Annotated in this window: 19 protein-coding genes, 1 tRNA gene and 1 pseudogene; 8 read left to right on the forward strand and 13 right to left on the reverse strand. The window is 72.1% G+C overall.

Annotation, left to right across the window (positions count from 1 at the left end; all coding sequences use genetic code 11):
• The first annotated feature begins 302 nt into the window (after positions 1-302).
• Complete coding sequence (locus ACFXPK_RS18970; protein ID WP_385076813.1) at positions 303-2147, forward strand: MFS transporter; 1845 nt, start codon at positions 303-305, stop codon at positions 2145-2147.
• Positions 2148-2234: 87 nt separating this feature from the next.
• Here the strand turns inward: ACFXPK_RS18970 and ACFXPK_RS18975 are convergent, their stop codons facing one another.
• The 5 genes from ACFXPK_RS18975 to ACFXPK_RS18995 all read right to left on the reverse strand — a co-directional run bounded on the left by ACFXPK_RS18975 (position 2235) and on the right by ACFXPK_RS18995 (position 9519).
• Positions 2235-3311 carry a C40 family peptidase gene (locus tag ACFXPK_RS18975; protein WP_384997264.1) on the reverse strand — a complete coding sequence of 359 codons (1077 nt, stop codon included), beginning with the start codon at positions 3309-3311 and terminating at the stop codon, positions 2235-2237.
• A gap of 28 nt (positions 3312-3339) precedes the next feature.
• Positions 3340-3822, reverse strand: a complete 483-nt coding sequence (locus tag ACFXPK_RS18980) for a poly-gamma-glutamate biosynthesis protein PgsC/CapC (RefSeq protein WP_382886346.1) — start codon at positions 3820-3822, stop codon at positions 3340-3342.
• The gene (gene pgsB, locus ACFXPK_RS18985) at positions 3819-5645 is read right to left on the reverse strand and encodes a poly-gamma-glutamate synthase PgsB (RefSeq protein WP_385076816.1); all 1827 of its coding nucleotides are present in this window, start codon (positions 5643-5645) and stop codon (positions 3819-3821) included. The genes ACFXPK_RS18980 and pgsB overlap by 4 nt, the downstream gene beginning before the upstream one ends.
• A gap of 6 nt (positions 5646-5651) precedes the next feature.
• Positions 5652-7985 (reverse strand): HAMP domain-containing protein, encoded by a 2334-nt coding sequence (locus ACFXPK_RS18990; RefSeq protein WP_385076819.1) that lies wholly within the window; start codon positions 7983-7985, stop codon positions 5652-5654.
• Between the two features lie 298 nt (positions 7986-8283).
• On the reverse strand, positions 8284-9519 hold the full coding sequence (locus ACFXPK_RS18995; protein WP_384997299.1) for a CapA family protein: 1236 nt from the start codon (positions 9517-9519) through the stop codon (positions 8284-8286).
• 98 nt (positions 9520-9617) lie between these two features.
• On the opposite strand from ACFXPK_RS18995, the gene ACFXPK_RS19000 reads away from it, so the two are divergent.
• Positions 9618-10706: a hypothetical protein gene (locus tag ACFXPK_RS19000; RefSeq protein ID WP_385076821.1), complete on the forward strand. Its 1089-nt coding sequence runs from the start codon at positions 9618-9620 to the stop codon at positions 10704-10706.
• 61 nt (positions 10707-10767) lie between these two features.
• Here ACFXPK_RS19000 and ACFXPK_RS19005 read toward each other — a convergent pair whose 3' ends face one another.
• Entirely contained in the window at positions 10768-11613 is an 846-nt protein-coding gene (locus ACFXPK_RS19005; protein WP_385076823.1) for a MerR family transcriptional regulator, read from the reverse strand.
• A 235-nt stretch (positions 11614-11848) separates the two neighbouring features.
• On the opposite strand from ACFXPK_RS19005, the gene ACFXPK_RS19010 reads away from it, so the two are divergent.
• Positions 11849-12970, forward strand: a complete 1122-nt coding sequence (locus tag ACFXPK_RS19010; RefSeq protein ID WP_385076826.1) for an adhesin — start codon at positions 11849-11851, stop codon at positions 12968-12970.
• A 106-nt stretch (positions 12971-13076) separates the two neighbouring features.
• Here ACFXPK_RS19010 and ACFXPK_RS19015 read toward each other — a convergent pair whose 3' ends face one another.
• Positions 13077-14183 (reverse strand): hypothetical protein, encoded by a 1107-nt coding sequence (locus ACFXPK_RS19015; protein WP_384997276.1) that lies wholly within the window; start codon positions 14181-14183, stop codon positions 13077-13079.
• A 162-nt stretch (positions 14184-14345) separates the two neighbouring features.
• Positions 14346-14813, reverse strand: a complete 468-nt coding sequence (locus tag ACFXPK_RS19020) for a hypothetical protein (RefSeq protein ID WP_384997278.1) — start codon at positions 14811-14813, stop codon at positions 14346-14348.
• A gap of 272 nt (positions 14814-15085) precedes the next feature.
• Between ACFXPK_RS19020 and ACFXPK_RS19025 the strand changes: the two genes are divergently transcribed.
• Positions 15086-16072, forward strand: a complete 987-nt coding sequence (locus tag ACFXPK_RS19025) for a helix-turn-helix domain-containing protein (RefSeq protein ID WP_385076829.1) — start codon at positions 15086-15088, stop codon at positions 16070-16072.
• A 438-nt stretch (positions 16073-16510) separates the two neighbouring features.
• The gene (locus tag ACFXPK_RS19030; protein ID WP_385076832.1) at positions 16511-18247 is read left to right on the forward strand and encodes an RICIN domain-containing protein; all 1737 of its coding nucleotides are present in this window, start codon (positions 16511-16513) and stop codon (positions 18245-18247) included.
• 12 nt (positions 18248-18259) lie between these two features.
• Here the strand turns inward: ACFXPK_RS19030 and ACFXPK_RS19035 are convergent, their stop codons facing one another.
• Both ACFXPK_RS19035 and ACFXPK_RS19040 read right to left on the reverse strand, forming a co-directional pair.
• Positions 18260-19054, reverse strand: a complete 795-nt coding sequence (locus ACFXPK_RS19035; RefSeq protein ID WP_385076835.1) for an MBL fold metallo-hydrolase — start codon at positions 19052-19054, stop codon at positions 18260-18262.
• A 24-nt stretch (positions 19055-19078) separates the two neighbouring features.
• The gene (locus ACFXPK_RS19040; RefSeq protein ID WP_384997286.1) at positions 19079-19624 is read right to left on the reverse strand and encodes an ester cyclase; all 546 of its coding nucleotides are present in this window, start codon (positions 19622-19624) and stop codon (positions 19079-19081) included.
• Between the two features lie 188 nt (positions 19625-19812).
• Here ACFXPK_RS19040 and ACFXPK_RS19045 point away from each other — a divergent pair, with 188 nt between their 5' ends.
• Positions 19813-20523 carry a TetR/AcrR family transcriptional regulator C-terminal domain-containing protein gene (locus ACFXPK_RS19045; protein WP_385076840.1) on the forward strand — a complete coding sequence of 237 codons (711 nt, stop codon included), beginning with the start codon at positions 19813-19815 and terminating at the stop codon, positions 20521-20523.
• A 113-nt stretch (positions 20524-20636) separates the two neighbouring features.
• On the opposite strand, the gene ACFXPK_RS19050 is transcribed toward ACFXPK_RS19045, so the two are convergent.
• Both ACFXPK_RS19050 and ACFXPK_RS19055 read right to left on the reverse strand, forming a co-directional pair.
• A complete protein-coding gene (locus ACFXPK_RS19050; protein WP_384997290.1) occupies positions 20637-21056 on the reverse strand; it encodes an SHOCT domain-containing protein in 420 nt (139 codons plus the stop codon).
• Positions 21057-21479: 423 nt separating this feature from the next.
• Positions 21480-21869: an ester cyclase gene (locus tag ACFXPK_RS19055; protein ID WP_385076843.1), complete on the reverse strand. Its 390-nt coding sequence runs from the start codon at positions 21867-21869 to the stop codon at positions 21480-21482.
• Positions 21870-21988: 119 nt separating this feature from the next.
• Here ACFXPK_RS19055 and ACFXPK_RS19060 point away from each other — a divergent pair, with 119 nt between their 5' ends.
• Positions 21989-22255, forward strand: coding sequence for a hypothetical protein (locus ACFXPK_RS19060; RefSeq protein ID WP_385076846.1), 267 nt, complete (start codon positions 21989-21991; stop codon positions 22253-22255).
• A gap of 196 nt (positions 22256-22451) precedes the next feature.
• Here ACFXPK_RS19060 and ACFXPK_RS19065 read toward each other — a convergent pair.
• Positions 22452-22524 (reverse strand) — tRNA-Arg (locus tag ACFXPK_RS19065).
• A 353-nt stretch (positions 22525-22877) separates the two neighbouring features.
• Here ACFXPK_RS19065 and ACFXPK_RS19070 point away from each other — a divergent pair.
• A pseudogene (locus ACFXPK_RS19070) lies at positions 22878-23432 on the forward strand (ATP-dependent DNA helicase); the annotation flags it as partial.

The raw sequence follows: 23432 nt of genomic DNA on the forward strand, positions 1-23432 counted from the left end.
CGGGGGGGCCCGGCGCCTCCCCCCCCCGCCCCCCCCCCCGGCGTCACGGTCTCCCGTTCGGGTCGGAAGCCCCCGTACGAGCCATACGTGCTAGCGTCGCGAAACGGACATCTGCTGGGCGCCGCCCCGTCATCCGCTCGGCCCCGCGCGGGCGACCGGGCGCCACGGGCCGGCGTCCTGGACGGTGCGGGCGTCCCGCGGGATGCCGGGGGTCGGCACGCCGCGCTTCGGGCGGAGACGCGGGATACGCGGGATACGCGGAGACGGTGCGACGGTGGGACGGGAAGACGTGGAGAGCCACAGTGACGACCGCTGAGCCGAGGCGCGCCGACAGCGGCGACGCCACCGGGGAGCCCGCCGGGGAGACGCCCGCCGCCGGGGCGCGAATAGATCCGTCGACGGATCCGTCGCGGGAACGCGCCGGCGGACGGTCCGCGGCCCTCAGGGAGCGCGTGCGGCGCCACCCCGTCCTGTTCACCACCCTCGTCGCCGCGGGCGTCCACGTCCTCTGGGTCTTCTTCTTCGCGAACAGCGGCGGCGACATCGCCGCCCAGGACGCCTGGGCCGAGTTCGTCGGACGCCACCCCGACTCCGCGTACAACCTCGCCTGGTACGGCGGGATGCACCCCGTCTCGTACAGCGTCGTCTCGCCCTACCTGATGTCGGTCCTCGGCGTCCGTACGACGATGATGCTCGCCGGGACGGCCTCCGCCGCCCTGACCGCGCTGATCCTCGTCCGCGTCCCGGCCGTCCGCAACCCCGTCGCGTGCGCGCTCGCCGGGGTGTTCGCGTTCCTGTGCAACGCGCTGTCCGGGCGCGTCACCTTCGGCCTCGGCATGATGTTCGCGCTCGGCGCCGTCGCCGCCGTCTTCTGCTGGCCCCACCGCTGGCGCCGCAAGCGCTGGCTCAAGGGCGTCGCCGCCGCGCCGCTCGCCGCGCTCGCCACCGCGGCCAGCCCGGTGGCCGGGCTCTTCCTCGGGGTCGTGGCCGCCGCGCTCTTCCTCAACAAGCGCCGCCCCGGGGCGTACGCGCTCGGGCTGGCCCCGGCGGCCGTGGTGGCGCTGTCGGCCTGGCTGTTCCCGTTCTCCGGCACGCAGCCGATGTCGGTCGGTACGGCGTCGCTGCCCTTCCTCTTCTCCGTGCTCACCTTCGTCCTCGTCCCCGGGGAGTGGCGTACGGTCCGGGTCGCCACGGCCGTCTACGGCTCCGGTGTGCTGCTCACGTATGTGATCGACTCGCAGATCGGCTCCAACGTCTCCCGGTTCGCGATGATCGTCGGCGGGGTGGTGCTGCTCGCCGCCCTGCCGTACACCGCGCCGCGCACCCGCCGCTGGTACGCGCTGGTCGTCGCCTTCGCCGGGCTGAACTTCTGGATCGGCTTCAAGGGCGTCGACGACATCGTCCGGACGGCCCCCACCGCCTCCTGGGCGCGCGAGCTGGCGCCGCTGGTCAACCAGTTGCAGCGCCGGGGCGCGGAGACGGGCCGGGTCGAGGTCGTCCCCGCCAGCAGCCACCGCGAGTCGTCCGCGCTCACCCCGTACGTCAACCTCGCCCGGGGCTGGAACCGGCAGGCCGACATGGAGCGCAACCCGCTCTTCTACGACGACACCCTGACCGCGACCACCTACCGCGACTGGCTGGACCGCTGGGCCGTGCACTACGTGGTGCTGCCCGAGGGCCGGTCCGACGACGGCGCCGCCGCGGAGGCGGAGCTGGTCCAGAAGGGCCTGCCCTACCTCGAACGCCTCTGGGGCGACGCCAACTGGCAGCTCTTCGCCGTCCAGGACCCGACGCCGCTGGCCGACCCGCCCGCGACCGTCGAACGGGCGGCGGCGGAAGAGGTGACGATCCGGGTGGAGTCGGCCGGGCGGGTGCTGATCCGGATCCCGTACTCGCCGTGGCTCGCGCTGGTCGACGCGAACGGCGAGCGGGTGCTGCCGCCGCAGGAGACCGCCGCGTCCAGGAACGCCGAGGACGAGGGCGTCCCGAAGAGCTACACCAACCCCAACGGCTGTCTGCTGAAGGCCGGGCCGACCGTGGACGGCGACGAGTGGACGGAACTCCTCGCGCCGCGCGCCGGGGTCTACCGGCTGGCGGCGCCGTACAAGCTGCCGCGCGGGACGGGCTGCCCGGAGGAACTGCGCTGAGCCCAGGGGAACGGGGCCGCACCACCGGAGGGGGTGCGGCCCCGTCGCCGTGTCCGCGGCCCTCCACCGGCCGCTCGCGGACGTACGTCAGAGGCGCTTGGCCGCCCGCAGCAGCGCCGCGTAGAAGCCGTTGCCGTCCAGGCGCGAGGTGCCGCCCTGGTCGCCCATGGTCGGGCCGTTGACCTCTTTGCGGCTGGAGATGAAGATCTGGTGGCCCTCGGTGTCGTTGCCCAGGTACAGGCCGACATGGTCCATCCGGTCCTTGGTCCGCCGGTCCATCTTGAAGAACACCAGGTCGCCCGGCTGGAGCTTGCTGGTGGAGTCCGGCCGCGTGTACCAGGGCGAAGGGCCGCCCAGCTTGTAGATGTCCACACCGACGTCCGAGCGCGTCATGCCGTTGGCGGTGCGCGGCAGTCCGTCGCCGACCCCGTCGGCCACCATCAGCGGGTAGCGGGCGCGGTAGCCGAAGACGGTCCGTATGAAGCCCGAGCAGTCGATGGCGCGGTAACGGTCCTTCTGCGGCTGCTTGGTGGTGCCGTCGCGGAAGGTGTACGGGATGCCGAGGTAGTCGTAGAAGTCGGACTGCTCCAGGCGGTTGCCGGGAGTGCTCTCGTCGACCGGGCCGAAGTTGGCGTCGCCCGCGTACGAGACACCCTCGTCGTCCTTCTTGATCGGCGCGCCCTCGATGTACTGGAAGGCGAACGCGAAGATGTCGTCCTCCTCGCTGCCGAAGTACTCCTTGAACCAGTCCTTGAACCACTTCTCCTTCTCGGCGCCCTCCGTCCACGCCTCCGGCATCAGCCGCACCCAGTCCTCCGTGACCACCCGGGACTTGGTGTTGGTCGGCTCGTCGAAGGTACGGCTGGGGCCGGTGAGCGTCGCGGTGCGCGCGCCGTCGGTGAAGGTGGCGAGGATCTCGCCGTCCCCGCCGCGCAGCACCGAGCGCTCCGGGTTCTTCAGCCGCTCCCAGGACTGTTCGCCGGTCGTGGCCTTCGCCCCGTTCTGGAGCTTGCCGGGGGTGTCGGTGATCGCCTGGACGGCGGGCGCCTTGGCCTGCTCGTCCTTGCGGAGCTCTACGGTCAGATAGGCGCTGCCGGCCAGCAGCGCGAGGACCGTCGTGGCGTGCAGGACCGGACGGCCCCGCTTCTTGGACTTGGCACTCATGACGAATCGGCTCCCGTGGGTGGGCAGGTCAGGCTGACGGCAGGGCGCCGAGCAGGATCCCGGCGGTGAGGACGACGTAGGCCGTGAGCGTGACCGTGCCGGTGGCGAGGATGGTCGCGCCCTTGGGCTGGCGTACGAGCTGGTACGCGATCAGACCCGGGACGATGAAGCCGAGCGTCTGGTTGGCGTACATGAGGGGGAACTCCAGCGACAGCACGATCATCACGGTCCCCTGGAGGAGCACGCCGATCATGACGACAGCGGAGAACAGGCGCTTCCCGTAGAGGATCACGAAGCGCTGGACGAGCAGCGTGCTGACGTACGTCAGTACGGTCACGCCGACGACCATGGCCGCGCGCTGGAGGTCCTCGACGAGGGTCAGCGCCAGCCAGCCCGGGGTGATCATGCCGCCCGGGGAGAGGTTGGTCGTGAGGTAGCAGATCAGGGAGAACATCAGGCCCAGGCCGATGCCGATCGCGGCGATCTCGGGGGTGAGGACTGCGGGGATCAACGGGGTTCTCCTGGGTTCTGCCGCGGGGTCTGGTGGGGCGAGGGCTGTTCCGGGTGTTCCGGGTTCTCCCGGTACTCGCCCGAGGCGGTGAGGTGGTCGTACGGGGACTGCTGCGCCTGGTCCTGCGCGCCGTAGCGGTCCTGCTGGTCCGGCATCTGGACCGGCTCGAACGCGCCGCGCACGGGCCGCTGCTGGTAGCGCTGCTCGTACGCCTCGGGGTAGGGGCGGTACGGGTCGATGCGCGGGGCGTAGCGGGGCAGCGCCAGCGTCTCGTCGTGCCGGGGCTGCGCGGCGGGCCGCGGGGTCTCGTGGCCGTGCTGCTCGTGCTGCTCGTGCTGCCCGTACTGCTGCTCGTGCCGCTGTGTGTCGGCGGGCGCGGGCGGGAGCGCGAGCGGGGCGTGGCCGGTGTTCTGCGCGGCCACGACCGGGACGGCGACGGTGTCGTCGGCGGCCGGGCGGCCCTCGTACCCCTGCTCCGGCGCCGGGCCGGCGACCGAGGCGGCCGAGGCGTCGGCGGGGGCGGAGGGCGCGACGGCGGTGGAGGCGGCCGACGCGGCGGCGGGCGGGGTGCGCACCTCGCCGGTGGCCGCGGTCCCACCGGCACCGCCGGTTCCTCCGCCGTCCTCCTCCGGGTCGGGGGTCTCGTCCGCCGGCAGCTCCGCCAGGTGCTCCAGCAGCAGCTCGCCCTGGCCGTGGATGTTGCCGATGGCGACGAGCGAGGACTCCGGGCCGAGCATCCCCAGCAGCTCCCGCATGAACTCCTCGGGATCGCGCTTGTCGCCGCCGAGGTCGACCGCGTGCGACCGCCACTCGGCGGGGATCGCATCGATGGCGCTCTTCGCCGGGTGGCCGATGACGAAGACCTTCTCCGGCTGGAGGTCGGGGATGATCTCGCCCATCTGGCCGTTGCGCTCGACGCGGTCGGGACGGCAGTTGATGACCACGTTGAGCGGGCGGGAGATCGCGCCCAGGTCGAGGAGCTGGTTGATGTTCATCAGCGTCGACTCGGGGTCGTTCGCCGCGAAGACGTTCGCGAACCGCAGCCGCTTGTCGTCGGGCGTGAGGTAGCGCTCCACGGAGAGGACACCCGGGTCCGGCGGGGCGTCGTACATGCCCTGGAGGGCGGTCTCGCGCTCGACGCCCATCAGCTCGGCGACCTTCAGCGCGATGGCCACGTTCTCCTTGAACGTGAACCAGCTGAAGCCGCGCAGCTCCTCGTCGGAGACGGTCTCGGGGTCCGCGTAGATGAGCCGGCAGTTACGGGCGTCCGCCTCCTCCTGAAGAATGGCGAAACGATCCTTCTCCCCCGTGACGCAGATGCCGTCCTCCGGCATGGAGCGCGACAGCGAGCGCGCCACGTCGTCCAGGGTCGGGCCCATCTCGGCGAGGTGGTCCTCACGGACGTTGCAGAGCACGCCGATCGTGGAGCGGATCAGCTTCGACTGGTTGATCTCCTGGAGCGCGGGCATCACGGCCATGCACTCGATCACCAGCGCGTCGGGGTTGTACGCGGCGGCCCGCCGCACGATCCCGATCTGCTCCACCACGTTGGCGATGCCGAACTTGCGGTAGACGGGCTCCTCGGTGGCGTCCGGGTGGATGAAGCGCGCCGCGGTGCCGGTCGTCTTGGCGACGGTGACCAGGTCGCCGCCGCGCAGCGCGCCCGCGCACAGCCGGGTGATGGAGGACTTGCCGCGGATCCCGTTGACCAGCACCCGGGTGGGGATGCGGTTCAGGTTGGTGAAGTGCCGCCGCTGTTCGACGAGCCCCGCGATCAGCAGGATCGCGCTGCACACGAGCAACACGAAGTAGAGGAAGAGCACGGTCGGTCAGTTCCTTCCGGCGAGGGCGGACGGTGCGCCATCGCGCTTGCGTTGCTCCTGGAGCTGCTGGCGCAGCAGCTCCAGGGAGCGGGCGATGGCGCCGACCTCGTCGTGGTGGCGCGGGTAGAGGACGGTGCGGCGGTCGCCGTCGGCCAGCGCCTCGGCCTGATCGGCCAGGTCGCGCAGCGGACGGACGACGATGATGTGCAGCCAGCCCAGACAGGCGACGGCGGCCGTGACACCGAGGAGCCCGGCCAGGACCGTACGGTTCTGCGCGCTGTACTCGGGGATGGCGAGCCCGGAGGCGGGCTGCCAGCTCACGACGGTCCAGCCGAGCGACTTCGCCGCGCCGCCGCCCGCGAAGGGCGCCGCGGCGGCGATCTGGATGCCGCCCCCGGTGCGGTAGAGGACGCTGCTGGGCTTGGCGCTCAGGCCGACCTGCTGGTTGGTGCCCTCGACGAACGAGTCGAGCCGCTTGGACGGCAGCTTCTCGAAGGCCAGGTAGCCGGTGTTGGAGCCGAGGACGCGCCGGTCGGCGTCGACGATACGGATCTGTCCGAGGCCGGGCCGCTTCAGCAGGGAGTTGAGGAAGTCGACGCGGAACTCGCCGACGACGGCGGCGCCGTCCCGGCCGGGCAGCTCGGCGTAGCCGGCGATGCGCGGCTCCTTCCCGTCCGTGCCGAGGACGGCGACGGGATCCTCACCGGGCTTCTTGCCCGCCGGGTGCTTCGGCGAGCCGCCTGCCTCGGCCAGGACCGTGCCCTCGGGGGACAGGACGTACATCGACTCGTAGCGGGGGTGCTCGCGCATGGTCCGTTCGAGGACGGAGGTCATCGCGTCGGGCTCCGTCTTGTCACCGATGAGGGTGGCGACGGAGACGATGTCGGCGTGTCCCTCGTTGAGGGCGCGGCGCACCCGGTCGGAGAGGGTGTCGGTGCGCTCGCGCTGGTCGTTGACGATCTGCTGCGGGACGACGACGGAGTCACCGGCGCGGTTGAGCAGCAGCATCATCGGGGCGGACCAGACGAGCAGCAGGATCCCGCCGGCGGCCAGCAGGGCGCGGGTGCCGATACGGCGGCCGCGGCGCCGGCGCGGCGCCTTGCCGGAGCCACCGGTGCCGCCCGCGGGCGCGGGCGCGTCGTCGGCGGTGGCCTCGGGCGTCTCGCCGAGGAGCTGGCGGCGCAGCCGGTCCAGCGCCTGCCCGAGCCGGCGCGTCTCGCCGAAGCGGGGCACGGTCACGGGCCGGGTCAGATCGCCGCGGGTGAGGCGGCGGCTCTCCAGGAACAGCCGGATCAGGGGGCGCTGGACCGTACCGAGCAGCAGGGTCACGGCGAGTGCGCCGATGAGGAGCAGCGCGGCGGCGGACAGCAGGCCGAAGAGCGGGCTGTTCACGCGGCTGGTGTTCTCGGGGACGGTCACGAGGGAGACGACGGAGAGGCCGAGGCTGGTCGCGTCGGTGGACTCCCCGGCCTCGGGCGCGGCCAGCGAGGCGTAACCGGCGACCGGCCGCTCACCGCTGATGCGCGGTCCCGTCATCGTCCCGCTGACGCCGAGGAAGCCGCCGGAGCCGGGCTCCTTGGACTTGACCGGGTTCTGCTCGGCCTTCTCGGCGCTGCGCCTGGCGAAGGAGCGGAGCTGCTTCTTCGTCTGCTTGACCTCCTCCTCGACCGTGTCGGAGGGGATCTTCTCGGGCGCCGGGATGCCGTCGCTGCTGAGGATCTGGCCGCCCGAGTCGACCACGGCGATCACGCGGAACTTGCCGATGCTGACGCCGGGGAACTTCAGGCTGTTGGAGGTGACCAGGAGCTGCTGCGGCTGGCCCTCCCAGGAGAGCAGCGCGAAGGTGAGCAGCCGGGTCTCGCCGTTCTTGAGGCGGACCATGCGGGGCGCGAGGCCGCCGGGGTCGGCGAGCTTGTCGCGGTCGATGGCGAGGAGCGGCACGTTCTCGCCGCGCGCGGCGAGCAGCTTGCCGGACTTGATCTCGACGACCGCCGAGCCGCGCCACTTCTGGTAGACGCTGCCGAGCTTGTCGAGGACGGTGTCCGCGGAGACCGGGTCGCCCGCGTTGAAGAGGGCGGCCGTCCGGTTGAGGTCCGTGATGGACTCGTCCAGCGAGGCGCGCAGCGCGATGGCGCCGTCCTCCGCGAAGTGCTGCTGAGAGGTGAGTACGGCCTCGGGCAGCGGCTCCCGTTGCGGGTTGCCGAGGCCGAGCGCGGTGAGGGCGGCCAAGGCGAGGAGCAGGGCCGAGAGGGCCGCGATGGGTGGACGAATGCCGCCCAGTAGCGACATGTCGGCCCGTTTGCGGACCTTGTGCCGCCGCTTCGCCGACGAACCGGCCATGCGGGTACCTCTCTCAGAACAGTGCGTGCGGGCATGCGGGCAGAGCGGATGAGGTCACGCGTGGAGGCGTGACCTGCGATTGCGCGCGGTGGGGGACGGACGGGGGCGTGACAGCACTGCCCCCGTCGCGGTACGAGCCCCCGTCGCGATATGAGGACCGGTCACACAGGCGAATGGTTGTGTCGACCTCGAACGAATTTCTGTGTGATCTGGGTTACAGGAGGTGTTCGTGTGGGTAACAGGACCGATTCGGGGCCCGTGCGGCGCGAACGCGGGCGTCCCGCCCGGAGCACACGTCTCACTCGGGCAGCGCCTGAAGGGGCGTCAGCCCGTCCTTCTCCGCACCGCGGTTCAGCATCGTGCCCTGTGTACGTTCGAAGGCCAGCCGGTAACGCGCGAGCTGCTCCTCGGTGTACTTCTTCCCGTCGGCGCCCTTGCCGTCCTTGACGGCCTGCGCCGGACTGAGCAGCCGGTAGTCGGTGACCGCGCCCGCCGGCAGGTTCTCGGGGTCCTCGTGGTCCTCCGGGTCGGGCGGGGTGTCCACGAACGTCGGCACGTACTGCGCCTTCACGTCCCACTCACCGCCCCGCTTTGTGAAGGTGAACCAGCCGATGACGCCCTCCTCGGACGTACCGCTGGGCACCTCGTGCCGGGCGACCTGGTTGCCCAGACCGTAGGCGAACCAGGTGCCGCCGACCTTCTCCATCGGCTGTACGACATGGGCGTGGTGGCCGATCACCAGGTTGATGCCGGTCTTCTCGGCGATGCGCTTCGCGAGCTTCATCTGCGAGGTGCTGGGCTCCGGCTGGTGCTCGCGCCCCCAGTGGATGCTGAGGATCACGACGTCCGCGCCCGCCTTGCGCGCCGCGCGCTCGGCGGCGGCGATCTCCTTGAAGGAGGTCTTGTTGACCAGCCACGGCTTGTCGGCGGGCACCTCGTGCTTGACGAAGCCGAAGGCGTACGAGATCTGCGCGACCTTGACGCCCTTGACGTCCACGATCAGCGGCGTCTCGGCCTCGGCCTGGGTCCTGGCGGAACCGGTGTGCTTCAGACCGGCCGCGTCGAGGGCGTCGAGCGTGCGCTTGACCCCCGCGGGGCCGTGGTCGATCGAGTGGTTCGACGCCGTCGAGCAGGTGTCGTAACCGATGTCCTTGAGCGTGGTGGTGATCTCCGGCGGGATCTGGAAGTTCGGGAAGCCCTCGTACGGGCCGCCCTTCTTGGCGATCACCGGCTCCATGTGACAGATCGCCAGATCCGCCTTGCTGATCACCGGCTGCACGCCCGCCATCAGCGGGCCGAAGTCCAGCGCCTTGCTGTCGCCGCCCGCCGCCTTGGCGTCCTTGGCCGCCTGGTCGATCAGCGGCGGGTGGATCAGTACGTCACCGGCCGCGGCCACCGTGAACGACGGACCGCCGGCCTTCGCCCCCTCGCTCCCGCCCGCGTCGTCACCGGAGCCGAACGCGGAGCAGCCCGCGACGGCGGAGGCGAGGGCGAGAATCGCGGCCGCGCGCAGGGCGGCACGCGTGGTGCGCAGGGCCGTGCGGGGCACTGCGCGGGACAGGGGGAGGGATCTCTTCACACCGGTATTTTGACCCGCATATGACACGATCTCCGACCGTGAAGATAACAATCATGGCAAGCCTGCTGGTCGCAGCCCTGATCGCGGTGGTTGTGGTGATCGTCACCCCCCTGCTGGGCGGGTCCTCGGACCCGTCCTCCCCGCCCGCCGGGCCCGACGACGGCGCCATCGAGGTCGACCTGGAACGCCGGATAGCCGACTTCGCCACGGTCAAGGTGGCGGACGCCCGCTACCTGCCGCCCAAGCGCGTCGAACGCGACATCCTCGCCGAGGGCGTCGCGCTGTACGTGGACGGCAAGCACGAGGAGGCCGAACGCCGGCTGGCGGAGGTCGACTTCGGCGTACGGATCCTGCGCGACTCGGTACGGGCACCGGCCCCGGCGGGTTCCGCGGGTTCCGCGGGTTCCGCCAAGTCCGACGCCTCCGACGCGGACGACGTGGCCTACGCGGGCGCCGGGTCCTCCAGGGGCGCCGTGTCCGCCGCGTACACCGCGTCCGCCGCGTCCTCCATGGACGCCGCGTCCGACGCGCCGGGCCGCCGGTACGCGGAGATCGCGGACCGGGCGGGCGAGAACATGCGCGGCTGGGGGCGCGTGTACGTGGCCCTCGACGACCCGGTCCACTACTCCGTCCAGGTGCCCCACCCCGTCGCGGACGCGTACAGCGACCTGCTCGGCGTCGGCATCCTGCGCTCCGCGCCCGGCGGGGTCCTGGTGATGGCCGGGACGCACCGTACGGCGGGCGAGGGGAAGGCCGCCGATGTGGCACACCGCCGCGACACGGTCTTCCACGCCGTCTGCGCCGAGCTGGTCGCCCGCCGGCTGCCCGGGATCCAGGTGCACGGATTCGCGGACAGCAGCGCCCCCGACCACGACCTGGTCGTCTCCACCGGCGCGGGCGAGACGGCCCGCCCACAGGCCGTCGACCTGGCCCGCGCCCTGACCGACGACGGCTTCCGGGTCTGCCGCGCCTGGTCCGCGAAGTGCCCGCTGGCGGGCCGCAAGAACAAGCAGGGCGTCCTCGCCGCGGACCAGGACGTCCCGTTCCTCCACGTGGAGACCAGCCGGGCGGTCCGCACGGACCCCGCACGGATGGGCGACGCGATCGCGGCGATGGCGGAGACCGCGCGCCGGTGGGCCTGAGCCGGGGCCCCGCCCCCGCCCCCGGTCCCGAGACCGGGGCCGGGGCCGCTCCGCTCCGGGGTCACTCCACGGGGAAGGCGATGTCGCAGACCTCGTCGGTGGCCGACGCCGCGTCCCAGTCGGCGAAGTAGATCTCACGGCACGGCCCGCTGACGGTGAGCCCCCGCGCCGCGATCCACTCCTCCGCGGCCTGGAAGGCGGAGAGGATCTGCGGGTGCGCCACCTGGGCCTTGGTGATCCGTACGTACGCGAGGCGCCGCGCGGGCTCCACCCGCAGGGAGACCGCGCGGCCGCCACCGGACGCGGCGGCCGCGTACGCCTCCGCCGCGGCCGGGTCCGCGACGGGGAGGCACGCCTCGGCCGACCCGTCGGTGTCCAGGCTCATGTCGGAGTGGTAGACGACGAACGGCGCCCCCGCCGGGCCCCCGCACTCCGCGGCGGCCGCGGTCAGCCGGCCGAGGGCGGCGGGGATCCAGCGGGGCAGCTCGGCGGTGACCAGATGCCTCCGCTCGGCGAGGACGGTCTGCCGCGGTACGTCGACGGTGCTGACCTCGTACATGTGCGTTCTCCTGCCTGACAGCCGGTCACGGATATGGGCGGCCACCGCGCTCCGTACGGCGTGGCGCTCCTCGATGCCGGTCCAGTACGCCGCCACCTCGGCCGCCGCCTCTTCGCCCGGCAGCGCGATCACCTCGGCGATCCGCGCCAGCGGCATGTCGAGCTGCCGCAACAGCGCGACCAGCCGGGCGCGTTCCACCTGGTCGGGGCGGTACCAGCGGTAGCCGGTGACCGTGTCGACCCGGGCGGGCGCGAGCAGACCGAGCCGGTCGTACAGCCGCAGCGCCTTGGGCGAGAGCCGCGAGCGCGCCGCGATCTCACCGATGGTGAGCAATTCCACACCGTCCACGAGGCCCCATCCTCCGTCACCGGGCCCTCTTCGGCCCGGCGCCAGGAGGGTGCGCCCTGACCTTGGGGCAAGGTCAACTCGGCGGTACGGGCGGGGCCGGAGCGGCGGGTGCGGCAGCGGGAAACGGGCAGACCAATCGTGGTCTTCTGCTGCCGGAGTGGTCCGTGATCCTCCATAGTGAGGCGGCATGAGGTGTGAACGGTGCGGGAACGGCCATGGAGTCTCGCTGCCGGGCATGAGATGTCCCTTGTGCGGCGCGGTCGCGGAGCAGTTCTGGGACGGACAGGACGGGCCGGGCGGACCGGGCGGGCAGGACCGGCGGAACGGGCACGACACGCAGGACGGACCGGGCGGACCGGGCGGACCGGCCGCGCCGGGCGCGGCCGACGAGCGGGAGATGTTCCGGGCGTACGAGCCGCCGCCGGTGGAGGAGGACCTCTGGGTCTCCAGGACGATGACGCCGGGCGCCGGAGCGGACTCCGGCGGCCCGTCCGCCGGCTCCTCCGGCCCGCCCGCGCGCAGGCGTCTGCTGATCACCGTGGCGGTGGTGGCCCTCGGCTGTCTCGGCGCTGCGGCCGCCGTGGTCGCCGGTACGGGGGGCGGCGGGGACGCCGGGCGCGACGCCGCCGGCCCCGGGCAGCCACCGCGGGTCGGCTCCCCCGAACTGCCCGGACTGGGCGGCGCGGTCACCCCGGGCCCCGGCGAGGGCGCGGGCGGCAGCGCGGGCGAAGGCGCGGACGCGGGTGAGGGCTCGGGCGAGGGTGAGGCGGGCGGCGCGGCCCCGGGGCCGGGAGCGACCACGGCCGCGCCCTCGCCCTCCGGCTCCGGTTCCGGCGGTGGCCACGGACCCGGCGCGGGGGAGTGGGCGGGCCCCGGCTGCACGACCGGCACGTACCGCGAGCACGGCCGCTTCGAGAACGGCAAGGCCGCCTGGTACACCGTCACCAAGGGCGGCTACAAGGGGGCCACGTGCGACGGGCGCTTCTCCGCCGTGCCGATGTCCGGCAGCCCGGACATCGACCGGGGCTCCACCGCCGTCTGGTCCTGGAAGCTCGACGCGTCGTACGAGAAGTGCGCCCTCGCCATCTACGTGCCCGACAGCGGCCACGACGCCGACGCGGCGGGCGACCCCACCGTCTACCAGGTGCTCGCCGATCCGGCGGACGGCACCTCCGGCTACAGGACCTTCGGCGTACGGCAGACCGCGCACCGCGGCAGCCTGGTGCCGGTGGGCAGCTACCCGGTCAAGGGAAAGACGTTCTCCGTACGGCTGGTCGACCGGGGCCAGGACTGGGGCAGCCAGGAGCGCTTCGGCGCGCACCACGCGGCGGCGCAGATGAAGGTCACCTGCGCGTAGACCACGTGGACGCGGGCCACGTGGACTGAGGCCGCGTGTGTGCGGGCCACATGTGCACGGGGCACGTGTGTGCGGGTCAGGTGTGTGCGGGTCAGGTGTGTGCGGGTCAGGTGTGTGCGGGTGCCCGGGACACGGGCCCCGCCAGGTCGTTGAACGCGATGCCGTTGGTGAGAGACGTGAGGCCGCTCTGCACTCCGTCGATCTTGACCGTCTGCCCCGACACGTGTTTCACGTACACCCGCAGGAGGAACGTCCGGGTGCCGCAGCCGGGGTCGACCGGGAGACCGGAGAGCGCGGAGTAGCCGACGGCGTGATGGGCGTCGTCGGTGACGGTCCGGCGGGCGGAGGTGCTGTGCGTGCGGCAGGCGTGCCCCGTCGTGTCGAGCTGGATGAACTCCAGGCGTGTGTCCACGACCGCGTTCTTGCCACGGGGGTACGCCTCCATCGCGTCGGCGCAGGAGGCGGTTCCCCGGTAGCACGTGGTCAGTTCGACATTGGCTCGGGCCGAGACGGTGGCCGCGTCCGGACGGGCCCGCCATTGGTGGACCGGTGTGCCGTCGTCGTAGAAGACCCAGGCGTCCCGGCGCGCCGGGCCGCTCCCGACATAGGTGCAGGAGCCGTCCGGGTCGGCGCTCTCGCAGGCGGGGTTCTGCCACCAGTGCGCGCCGGGCCGGTCGGTGTCGTCCGTCTCCAGCCAGGTACTGCCCGCGACCGCCGTCAAGTGGTAGGTGCCCGGCAGGGTCGAGTAGGCGCTGCCCTGGAGCAGACAGGTGTAGAGGCCCGCCACGGGCGCGGTGAGGAGCAGGTCCGCGTAGAGGGGCAGATGGCCCGGGATCGCGTACGTGGTGGTGTCGCTGCCCTCGTGGTTGCGGGCCGACGCCGCGACGACGGGCACGGTGGCGCCCGCCGCGTCCAGGCATCTGACGCGCTGGGTGAGCCCGACGATTCCGGTCGTCGTACTGGTGGCTTCCAGCCGGCCGCGCAGGTGCCGTTTCTCCCCGGCGGCCAGCGTCATCGTCCGCCGGAGCAGATCGACCGTGGCGCCCCTGGGAATGGCGGTGTCGGTCGCCAGGGTGAGACGGGTGGCGCCGGCCGCGGCTTCCGCACCGCCGCTGTCGGCGCCGGCCGCTTCGGGCGGGGCGGACACGAGGAGCACCAGCACCAGCACCACCGTCGAGACGGTCGCGAGGGTGGTGCGGACGGATTCCGCCATGCTGAAACCTCCGGAGACCAGTGTGCGGTCCGCGTGATATCCCGTCGGTGCGGATGCCTCGGACCGTCGCGTTCACGGGCAGGTGATTGTCGTAGTGTGCCCGGCCGGTGTCCGCCCCCGGACCGCTGGAGCCGGGGGCGGACGGATGTACGGCTTGCTCGATCAGACGGTCGGTGAAAGGCCGAGGGACGTCCCTCCGACGTACCCCGTCGCGTCCACCGCTCCGCTCTGGGTGAGGGTGCGTCCGAAGCACACGGACCAGGAGTTCGCCCCGACCCCCGACGACGCGCATTCCCAGACGCCCAGGCGTTCAAGGCCCTTCCACAGGGACGCCTCCGCCGACGTGCGGTAGAGGACGGAGCGGTTGTTGCGGACGATCACCGCCGCCTGCGCGCCGGACCCGCTCCCACCGGACGCCCTGACCGCGCAGACCTGCGCGAGCACATCCGACGCGATGGTTTGGGTGGTGGCGCAACGCCACAGGCTGGAGCTGGAGGTGATCGGATTCGTGTTGCCGTAAGGACGCCAGCTTCCCTCCGCGGCCGCTGCCGGACCGGCGGTCGCCATGTTCAGCCCGACAACAGCGGTGACGGCGGCTGTCAGCCCTGCGGCCATCTGCGTTACTCGCATGTTTCCCCCCTGGAAACAGACTTTCTCCGTTGAGCCCCAGGCGCATTCCGGAGGCCCGTGGTGGTGACGGACCCGATGTTGCCGGGGTGCCGACGGAAAGTCGTTGCCGGAGTGTCCCTACGACTTGACGGTGCGTCTACCGCCGTCCCCCGGTGGCGCCGTCCCCACCCGTGTTCGGGCCGGTGGGATTTCTGTTGAAGCGCCGGTCCCCGGGGGAGGAGAGTGGGGGAGGTGGCAGGCCGGTCGGGGCTCTTTCAAGAGGCGGTGGCGACATGCTGGTCGAGACGGTGTTCCGGAGTGAGGACGTGCCCGCGGCGGACCGATTCGCGTGCTATCGGGAGCTGATGAGCCTGGCGTACGCCCCCATCGAACTGCGCAGCGACCACGCCGCCGACTTCCGGGTGCACCAGCGGCTGGTCCGGCTCGGGGCGGTGTCGGTGTGGCCGGGGGAGTTCCAGCCGCTGGTCTTCCGGCGGACGCCGAAGCTGATCAGGCAGTCCGACCCCGAGGTCTACCAGCTCACCCTCGTCCTGAAAGGCAGCGGGAGGCTCACCCTGGGCCGGCAGGAGGCGACCGTCGACGCGTACGAGTTCCATTCGAACGACTCGTCGCGGCCGTCCGAGACCTGGACCGGCCAGGAGCCGACCGGGATCGTGGGGGTCGAGTTTCCCAAGGCGCAGCTCCCCCTCATGAGGGGCCGGGCCGACCGGGCGATCGGGCGGCGGATGTCGGCGAAGGAGGGCGTGGGCGCGCTGCTGGCCCAGTTCCTCACCCAACTGACCCGCAGCACCGACCAGTACACCCTTGACGACGGCCCCCGTCTGGGGACGGTTCTGACCGATCTGGTCGCCGCGCTCTTCGCCCACACCCTGGCCGCCGAGAAGTCCCTGACGCCGGAGGCCCACGGGCGAACGCTGCCCCTGCTCATCCAGGCGTTCATCCAGCAGCATCTGCGCGACCCCGACCTGACGCCGCCCTCGATCGCCGCCGCCCACCACATCTCCCTCAGCTATCTGCACCGTCTCTTCCAGGACGAAGGCACCACCGTCGCCTCCTGGATCCGGCGGCAGCGGCTGGAACGCGCCCGTCACAACCTCACCGATCCCGCGCTGCGCGACGTACCCATCCACTCCATCGCCGCCTGCTGGGGATTCGCCCACCCCACCGACTTCAGCCGCGCCTTCCGCACCGCCTACGGTCTCCCTCCCAAGGACTACCGCAAGCGGGCCGCCCACTCGGCGGCACAGACACGAGGCTGACCTCCCGCGACCGGTGCGCGACCGGTTCGCGACCGGTGCGCGGACCGGTGCGCGACCGGTGCGTGGACCGGTGCGTGACCGGTGCGCGGACCGGCCCGCGACCGGTTCGCGACCGGTCGGCGACGGCGGGACGGCCCGCGACCGAGCCTGACGTTCCGTCAGGTGGGCCCGGTTAAAGGCGGCGTGTTCCCGCTCTGCGCTTTGACTTTCCTTCAAAACAGTCGCCTGCCAGGCGCCTTGTTTCCGCCGAGTCACTTGTGGAATGGTGAACTTCCTCGTGCACGGTCAATGGCCGCCTTTTGCTTCATCGTGCGAAATCGCGGGCCGCCGCCGACCATGCGGTCCCGCGCCTCCCGAAAAGGTATGTACCAGTAGAGGGTCTGCTTTTCAGGCCCAGAACTTCTGCGTGCCCCATTGCGCCCTGGAAGGAAGTGTCAGGTGCACACCCCTCACCCCCCGCGCCCCGCCTACCCGCCGCGCTCCGCCCCGCCGGCCCCCGGCCCCGGCTCCAGCGCCGGTCCCGGCCCCGAGGATTCCGACGAACGCCTGCTCACCGCCGTCCGGGCGGGGGCGGGCGCCGGTGACGGCTATCCCGTGGCGCTGCTGATGGCCCGGCACTGGGAGGCCGTCCACGACTACGCGGCGGTCTGTCTCGCCTCCCCGGCGAAGAGCGCGTCGGTGGTGGCCGCCGCGGCCTTCCAACACGTCCTCGACACCCTCGGGAAGGCCCGGCCCGGCGCCGCCCTCAGGCCCCAACTCCTCGTCACCGTACGGGACATGGTCGGGTCGTGGTCCTCCGCCGAACCCCTCAAGGACCTTCTCCCCGAACTGCGGAGACCCGCGGTGGCGCGCGGGGCGCGGGCGGCGAAGGCGCGCGGCGCCGACCGGAGAAAGCTCGCCGTGCGCGCATTCCGGGCCATGTCGGGAACCGCGCAGTGCCTGCTCTGGCACACCGAGGTCGAGGCGGAACCCATATCCGTACCGGCGGCAATGCTCGCCCTCGATACCGATACGGCGCTCTTCGAACTGGAACAGGCGCGCGAGGAATTCCGGAGAGGCTGTCTCCGGGCGCACATCGAAATCGCCCCGAAGCCGGAATGCCGGTATTACAACCGTCTGCTCGACGTCCCCATTCGCCGCGGCGGCGCCCTGCTCCCCGATGTACGGAACCATCTCGCCGAGTGCGCGCACTGCCGGGACGCCGCCGACCAACTCGGCCATTTCCACGGCAAGCTGGACGTCCTGCTCGCCGAGGCCGTACTGGGCTGGGGCGCCCGCCGCTATCTCGACCTGCGGATCCGCGCCCGTACGGCCGACTCCCGCGCCGATGACGCGCCGCGCCCCGCCGGGCGCCACTCGGCGCCGGGCCGGCAGCGGGTGCTGCCCTCGTTCACCGTGCCGAACCGGGTCTCCTCCCTGACGCCCGCCCCGTCCCGGGTGCTCTTCGCCGGTCTGGGGGCCGGTTCTGCGGTGCTGCTCGCGACCGTCCTCGCCGTCAGCCTCTGGCCCGCGCGCGACGGCCGCGACGACTACGGCTCCGCCGCGTCCAGCAGCGCCTCCGCGCCCTACCCCGCGCACTCCGGCTCGGCGGGCGGGGACGGCCGGGTCCCGCCCGACCCCACCGGCATGGCCACAGGACCCCAGGACGTCCGGCTGCGCAACGCCGGGGCCGGACTCTGCCTGGACATCCGCGACACACGGCCCCGGCGCGGCGCGGAGACCACCATGGCGGCCTGCTCCTCGGCCCGCAGCCAGCGGTGGTCGTACGAGGACGACGGCCTCCTGCGCAGCGCGGCCGAGCCCGGGCTGTGCCTGAACTCCCACGGCGTCGACGGCGTCGCCGTCCTCGGCCGCTGCGCCGTCCGTCCCGCCCGCGCCGCCGACGTACGGTACGACCTGACGGTGCGGGGCGATCTCATCCCCCGCTGGCAGGACGGCCTCGCGGTGACCCCGGCGTCCCGGGACGCGGACGCCGCCGTGGTGGTGCGCCCCCGCGACGGCTCCCCGGACCAGCGCTGGCTGACCGACCGGGTGGCGACGGCCTCGGACTCCCGGCCCGTCACCGAACCGCCCGGGGCCTCCGCCACGCACCCCGCCGCGGACCCGTCCCCGTCGGCCTCGCGCCCCAATCTGCCGGACCCGATGACGGGGGCGCGGCTCGCGGGGCGCCCCTGACAGCGAGGTGTCTCACGCCCCGGCCCCGGTCTCCGCGCGGACCTTCTCGTACAGGACCGGGTCGTGGGCGGAGAAGACCGCGAGTCCGGGATCCCCGGCCCGGTACAGCTCGGCCAGTCGGGCGTGGTTCTCCCCGACCCGCTTCCGGTCCCACGCGATGACGGTCTCCATGGTCCGCAGGGCGGCGGGGACGCGCGTACGGCCGTCGAGCGTGCCGCGGTGGTAGAAGGCGTCCCCGGCATGCAGCAGCCAGCGGGTGCCGGTGTCGACCGCGACGCACGCGTGCCCCCGGGTGTGGCCGGGCAGCGGGACGAGGACGATCCCCGGGGCGACGGCGTCCAGTTCCCTCGCCGCGGCGAAGCCACGCCAGCTCTCGCCACCGGGACCGTGCTCCACGATCCGCGGGCCGTGCGCCCACTGGGCCGGCCGGTAGCGCATCCTCTCCCGCCGCGACGGGGCGCCCATGGACCCGAGCGCCTCGGCCGCCGTGAGATGGACCCGGGCGTGCGGGAAGTCGGCGAGCCCTCCGATGTGGTCCGCGTCGGCGTGGGTCAGGACGATGTGCCGTACGTCCTCCCGCGCGAAGCCGAGCCGTTCGACCTGGCGGGCCGCGGTCTCCCCGTCCCGCAGGACGGGCCGGACCAGATGGCGGGACGGCCCGAACCGCCGGGGGTCCGCGATGTCCGCCAGACCGAGACCGGAGTCGACGAGGACGAGCCCGCCGGCCGTCTCGACGAGGAGGACATGGCAGACCAGAGGCGCGGTGGGCACGCGCATCGTGCCGCAGTTGAGGTGGTGGATCTTCATGGGTGTTCCCGTGCGCCGTCGGTCTCAGGCGGCGAACGCGGGCGGCGTGGTGCGGACGAGCGAGGGATGGGGCTCGTCACCGGCCATGGAGAGCAGGCCCTTGAGACAGCGGGCCGCCAGCAGCCAGTTCTTCGGACGGCGCAGGTTCAGGCCGCCGATGAGCTGCTTGAGCATCGTCAGGGAGTCGAAGTAGACGCGTTCGCAGACCAGGTTCTCGTCCGCGTCGAAGAGGAAGTACGCGGTCATGCGCACCCGGAAGCGGCTGCCGGTCGCCGGTATCGCGCCGAGCGGTCCGAGATGGGTGCCGAGCAGCCAGAACTCGGTGATCACGGCGTCGTCGCTGTGCCGGAAGGCGATGATCTCGTGGTCCTGGTCGGGGAAGGCGACCCGGGTGTCGTGGTAGTAGCCGCGTACCGCCCCGTCGCCGTCGTGGACCTGCATCGTGGGGATCAGCTCGTAGTGCGGGTGCGGGAACGTCGACAGCACGTCGTCCCACTCCTGGCGGACCTCGTCCCGGAAGTGGTCGAGGACGAGCTTCTGGCGGGCCGCGCGGATCTCTTCGGTGGGCATGGGCTTGTCCTGTCCGTTCCGTACGTGGGGGGTGCTGGGCGGGTCCGCGCCGACGGCCCGCGCCGATCAAACACTTATGCTGTATGTCTTCGGCGACGCTAGACTTGCGCTGTAAGTGATGTCAAGGGGCGCCGCTACGATCGCCGCGCCAGGAACCGCGCCACGACCCAGCACAGGAGGCCGACCCGATGAGTGTCCGAGGAACCGGCCGGGGCAGACGGCTCGGGCTGACTCGGGAGAAGGTGATCGCCGCCGCGCTGAAGGTGATCGACCGCGACGGGCACGACTCCTTCTCGCTGCGGCGGCTCGCCACCGAGCTGGACGTCGAGGCGATGTCGCTCTACAACCATGTCCCCAACAAGGAGGCGATCCTCGACGGCGTGGCGGACCTGCTGCTCTCCGGGATCGACTTCTCCGGCGCGGACACGGGCTCCTGGCAGGACCGTATCCGCGCCCACGCCGTCGCCTTCCGCGCCGCCGCCCGGCGCCATCCGAAGGCGTTCCCCCTGGTCTGCGTACGCCCCACCCGGTCGCGGGCATCCCTGGAGTCCATCCGCTCCGCGCTCAGCGGCCTCGCCGAACTCGGCCTGTCGCCGCAGGAGCAGGTCCACGCGCTGCGCGGCTACGTCGCCTACATCGTCGGCACGCTCATGCGCGAGCTGGACTCCGCCATCACCCTGGGCACGGTCGACCCCGGCCAGGTGCGGCAGCGGATCGACGGGATCACGGCGACGGGGGACCCGCTCCTCGCCGCCACGGCGCCCCATCTGGCCGTCAGCGACCACGAGGTGGAGTTCCACTACGGCCTCGAACTGCTGATCGCCGGACTGGCGACCCGGGCGGGCGTCCCGTACGACGGCGGACCGCCGCCCGGAGCTCCCGGCCGTCCCGCACGCTGACAGCCGCGCCGCGCCGGATACACCGTGAGCGGCGGATACACGTGGGCGGCGGCCTGAACGGTGGCCCCCTCCTGGCCCCCTGCTCTCCTGGCGTGGCCTTGCCTCGCGCGCCGTTACGGGTGGAGGACCTTCTCCTTGGCCTGGCGGAACTCCTCGTCGGAGATGTCACCGCGGGCCCGGATCTCCGAGAGCTTGGCGAGCTGGTCCGCCGCGCTGGAGGGCCCCGTGGCGCCGACCGCCTCGCGCATGTAGCGGTTCGTCTCTTCGATCTGGGCCCTGGCGTGCTCCTGCTCGCGCTGGCCCATGCCCTTGCCCCGGGCGATGAGGTAGACGAAGACCCCCAGGAAGGGGAGGACGATCGTGAAGACCAGCCATCCCGTCTTGGCCCAGCCGCTCATGGAGTCGTCACGGAAGATGTCGACGACGACCCGGAAGAGCAGGAAGATCCATATGACCCACAGGAAGATCAGCAAGATCGTCCAGAAGGCTCCGAGGACCGGGTAGTCGTAGGCCAGGTTCACGTAGTTGCCCATCGCTTCTCCTGTTGGTCTCGTTCGTGTCGAGGTCGCGGTGTACGCGAGGAGGAGCCGCCGGCCCTCGGAGTCCCCGATCGGGGACCGGGTATCGCCGGTTGCCGACGCTCACCAGTAGCGCTATGGGGTGTATCCGTGTATTTAACCCATCATAAGCAAGGCGTAAGGGCAGCGCATGACCAAGGCTGCGCCTCTTCCCCACGGCACGGAGGGCCCGGTGCGGAGCCCGTGCGGGACCGTGCTGATCTGGAGGGGGACTTTCGTTTCGGAGGGCCGGCTCTCCGTCCACTCGCACCCGCTCACGCGAACGGCCCCGGACGAGAAGTCCGAGGCCGGATGAACCTTCCCGAGGGCGAAACCCGGGTCGGCCGCGTACTGCGTTGTGTTCTCGGCAGGATTCGAAGCTGCGCCCCCCGAAAGCCCCTAGCCGCGCAACTGCTCGGTCAGGCCCAGTTGGTTCATGATGGCGCCGGTGTCCAGATAGGTGCGGCGCTCATGGATCTTGCCGTCCTTGACCTCGTAGACGTCGCATGCGTGCACCGTGGCGTGACGCCCCGTGGCGGGCACGGTGCCCGCGTACAGGGCCACGTCCCCGGTCCGGGTCCCGCTGCTCGTGTACTCGGTGACCACCGTGTCCCCCTGGGACGTGAGGTGGTCGAGGGTGAATTTGCCGTCGGGCATCGCGTCGGCATTGCCTTCGCGAGCCGGGTGAAGCCCTCCGGCCTCTGTAGCGTCCTGCCGCTGCCCTCCTCGATGAGGGTGCAGTCCGGAGGGACGGACCCGGCGATGGAGTCGTAGTCCCGGTCGTTCCACGCCCGGAAGAGATCACGGACGAGGCTCTCCGTGCTCAACCAGCGCGCGAGCGGCGACGAGGACCTCTTCTCCTTGAGCTGCTCCAGCGGAGTGCTCCAGGCGGCGTCCCAGTCGGCCGGATGGATGGCACATTCGACGATCGGTTGCAGGCGGTCGGGGTAGTCGAGTTCCATCGCCGCTTCGGCCCAAATGAGGTCGGCACCGGTCGCCGGGCCCAGGGAACCGTCAACGATCCGAGCGGCCAGCCAGTAGGCCAGGGCCCACTTGGCGGCGATCAGGTCCGAGGGCGCCTCGAAACCCAACCCCAACTCGTCGACGACGTGGTCGAACAGCTCCCGTGCCGCGTGCTCCTCACGACGGCCCAGGCCGGCCAGGAGAGCAAGTGACGGGGCATCGACACCGGCTTCGATCAGGCGGTCCGAGCCGACGTGACGCCCGAGTGCCTGGGCCCGTGCAAGCTGCCTCAACCGGTTGAGGGCCTCGTCTCTCGTCGCGCCGGATGCACCCCGTCCTGCCCTCGTTGATGTCGGAAGTGGATGTCAAAGGCCCACCCTGAACGTTCAGGGTGGGCCTGTTCCCTTGTGCCCTCGGCAGGATTCGAACCTGCGACACCCGCTTTAGGAGAGCGGTGCTCTATCCCCTGAGCTACGAAGGCGGGGTCCTCGCGGGAAGCCTCGATGGATCTCCCGCACCCAGACAGGGTAGCGGATTCGGCGGCGGAGGTCGGCCCCGGTCGGGTGGTGGGGGTCGGGTGGTGGGGGAGGCGGGGCTGACCTGGGGGTTTGGTCTGTTCGGGGGAGTGTGCGGGTGGCGTGGGGCGGGGTGGTCGGTGGTGGTGGGAGGGGGCGGGCCCGGAGGGCGTGGGGGGTGTCTTTGTGATCGGTGATGGGGGTTTTGCGGGAGTGGCGGAATGACTGTTCGTCACCGAGGCGTCTCTGATAGTTGTTTCGGTGGGGTACGGGCGAAGGCTCGTAGCGGTGGCGTAGCGGGGCTGCGGGGAGGATGTACATGGGCACCACCACTCGGGACGAGGTTCTCGCCGTCGAGCAGGGGGCCGTGGACCACGCGTACGACTGTTACGGCGCGCGGCTGGCCGAGATGAGCGGGGCGTCGGCCGCCTCCGCTTCAGCGAGCGGTAAGGACGGCATCGCCAATCGGATCGACGCGGAGGCGCGGGCCGTCGCGTACGGGGGGCTCGGGGACGAGGCGCTGGTGTTCGCCCGTGTCGACGCGCCCGAGGAGCCCGGTGGGGTGCCCCGGCCCTGGTACATCGGGCGGCGGGGCGTGCGGGACGACGTGAACGAGCCGGTGGTCCTGTTGTGGACCAGCCCGCTGGCCAAGAAGTGGTCGGAGGCCCGGCCCGCGCAGCCGGGCGAGGTGGTCCTGCGGCGCCGGCTGCGCTGCGTACAGCGTGTTGTCGAGGATTACTTCGACGAGATCGCGGCGCCGGAGCCCGCGTCCGTCCCCGCGACCGCCCCCGGCGCCCGGGGGGGCGGGGGGGGGCCGGGGGGGGGGGGGCGGGGGGGCGGGGGGGGGGGGCGGGGCGCGGCGCCCCCCCCCCCC

Origin of the sequence: Streptomyces sp. NPDC059142, assembly GCF_042755665.1 — a bacterium.
Classification (GTDB): Bacteria; Actinomycetota; Actinomycetes; order Streptomycetales; family Streptomycetaceae; genus Streptomyces.

Coding starts and splice junctions, on each gene's coding strand:
- ACFXPK_RS19010 (WP_385076826.1), top strand. CDS start 11,849: ATGAGATGTCCCTTGTGCGGCGCGGTCGCGGAGCAGTTCTGGGACGGA.
- ACFXPK_RS19000 (WP_385076821.1), top strand. CDS start 9,618: ATGGCAAGCCTGCTGGTCGCAGCCCTGATCGCGGTGGTTGTGGTGATC.
- ACFXPK_RS19020 (WP_384997278.1), bottom strand. CDS start 14,813: ATGCGAGTAACGCAGATGGCCGCAGGGCTGACAGCCGCCGTCACCGCT.
- ACFXPK_RS19035 (WP_385076835.1), bottom strand. CDS start 19,054: ATGAAGATCCACCACCTCAACTGCGGCACGATGCGCGTGCCCACCGCG.
- ACFXPK_RS19045 (WP_385076840.1), top strand. CDS start 19,813: ATGAGTGTCCGAGGAACCGGCCGGGGCAGACGGCTCGGGCTGACTCGG.
- ACFXPK_RS19025 (WP_385076829.1), top strand. CDS start 15,086: ATGCTGGTCGAGACGGTGTTCCGGAGTGAGGACGTGCCCGCGGCGGAC.
- ACFXPK_RS19040 (WP_384997286.1), bottom strand. CDS start 19,624: ATGCCCACCGAAGAGATCCGCGCGGCCCGCCAGAAGCTCGTCCTCGAC.
- ACFXPK_RS19015 (WP_384997276.1), bottom strand. CDS start 14,183: ATGGCGGAATCCGTCCGCACCACCCTCGCGACCGTCTCGACGGTGGTG.
- ACFXPK_RS18990 (WP_385076819.1), bottom strand. CDS start 7,985: ATGGCCGGTTCGTCGGCGAAGCGGCGGCACAAGGTCCGCAAACGGGCC.
- ACFXPK_RS19050 (WP_384997290.1), bottom strand. CDS start 21,056: ATGGGCAACTACGTGAACCTGGCCTACGACTACCCGGTCCTCGGAGCC.
- ACFXPK_RS19060 (WP_385076846.1), top strand. CDS start 21,989: ATGGATGGCACATTCGACGATCGGTTGCAGGCGGTCGGGGTAGTCGAG.
- ACFXPK_RS18975 (WP_384997264.1), bottom strand. CDS start 3,311: ATGAGTGCCAAGTCCAAGAAGCGGGGCCGTCCGGTCCTGCACGCCACG.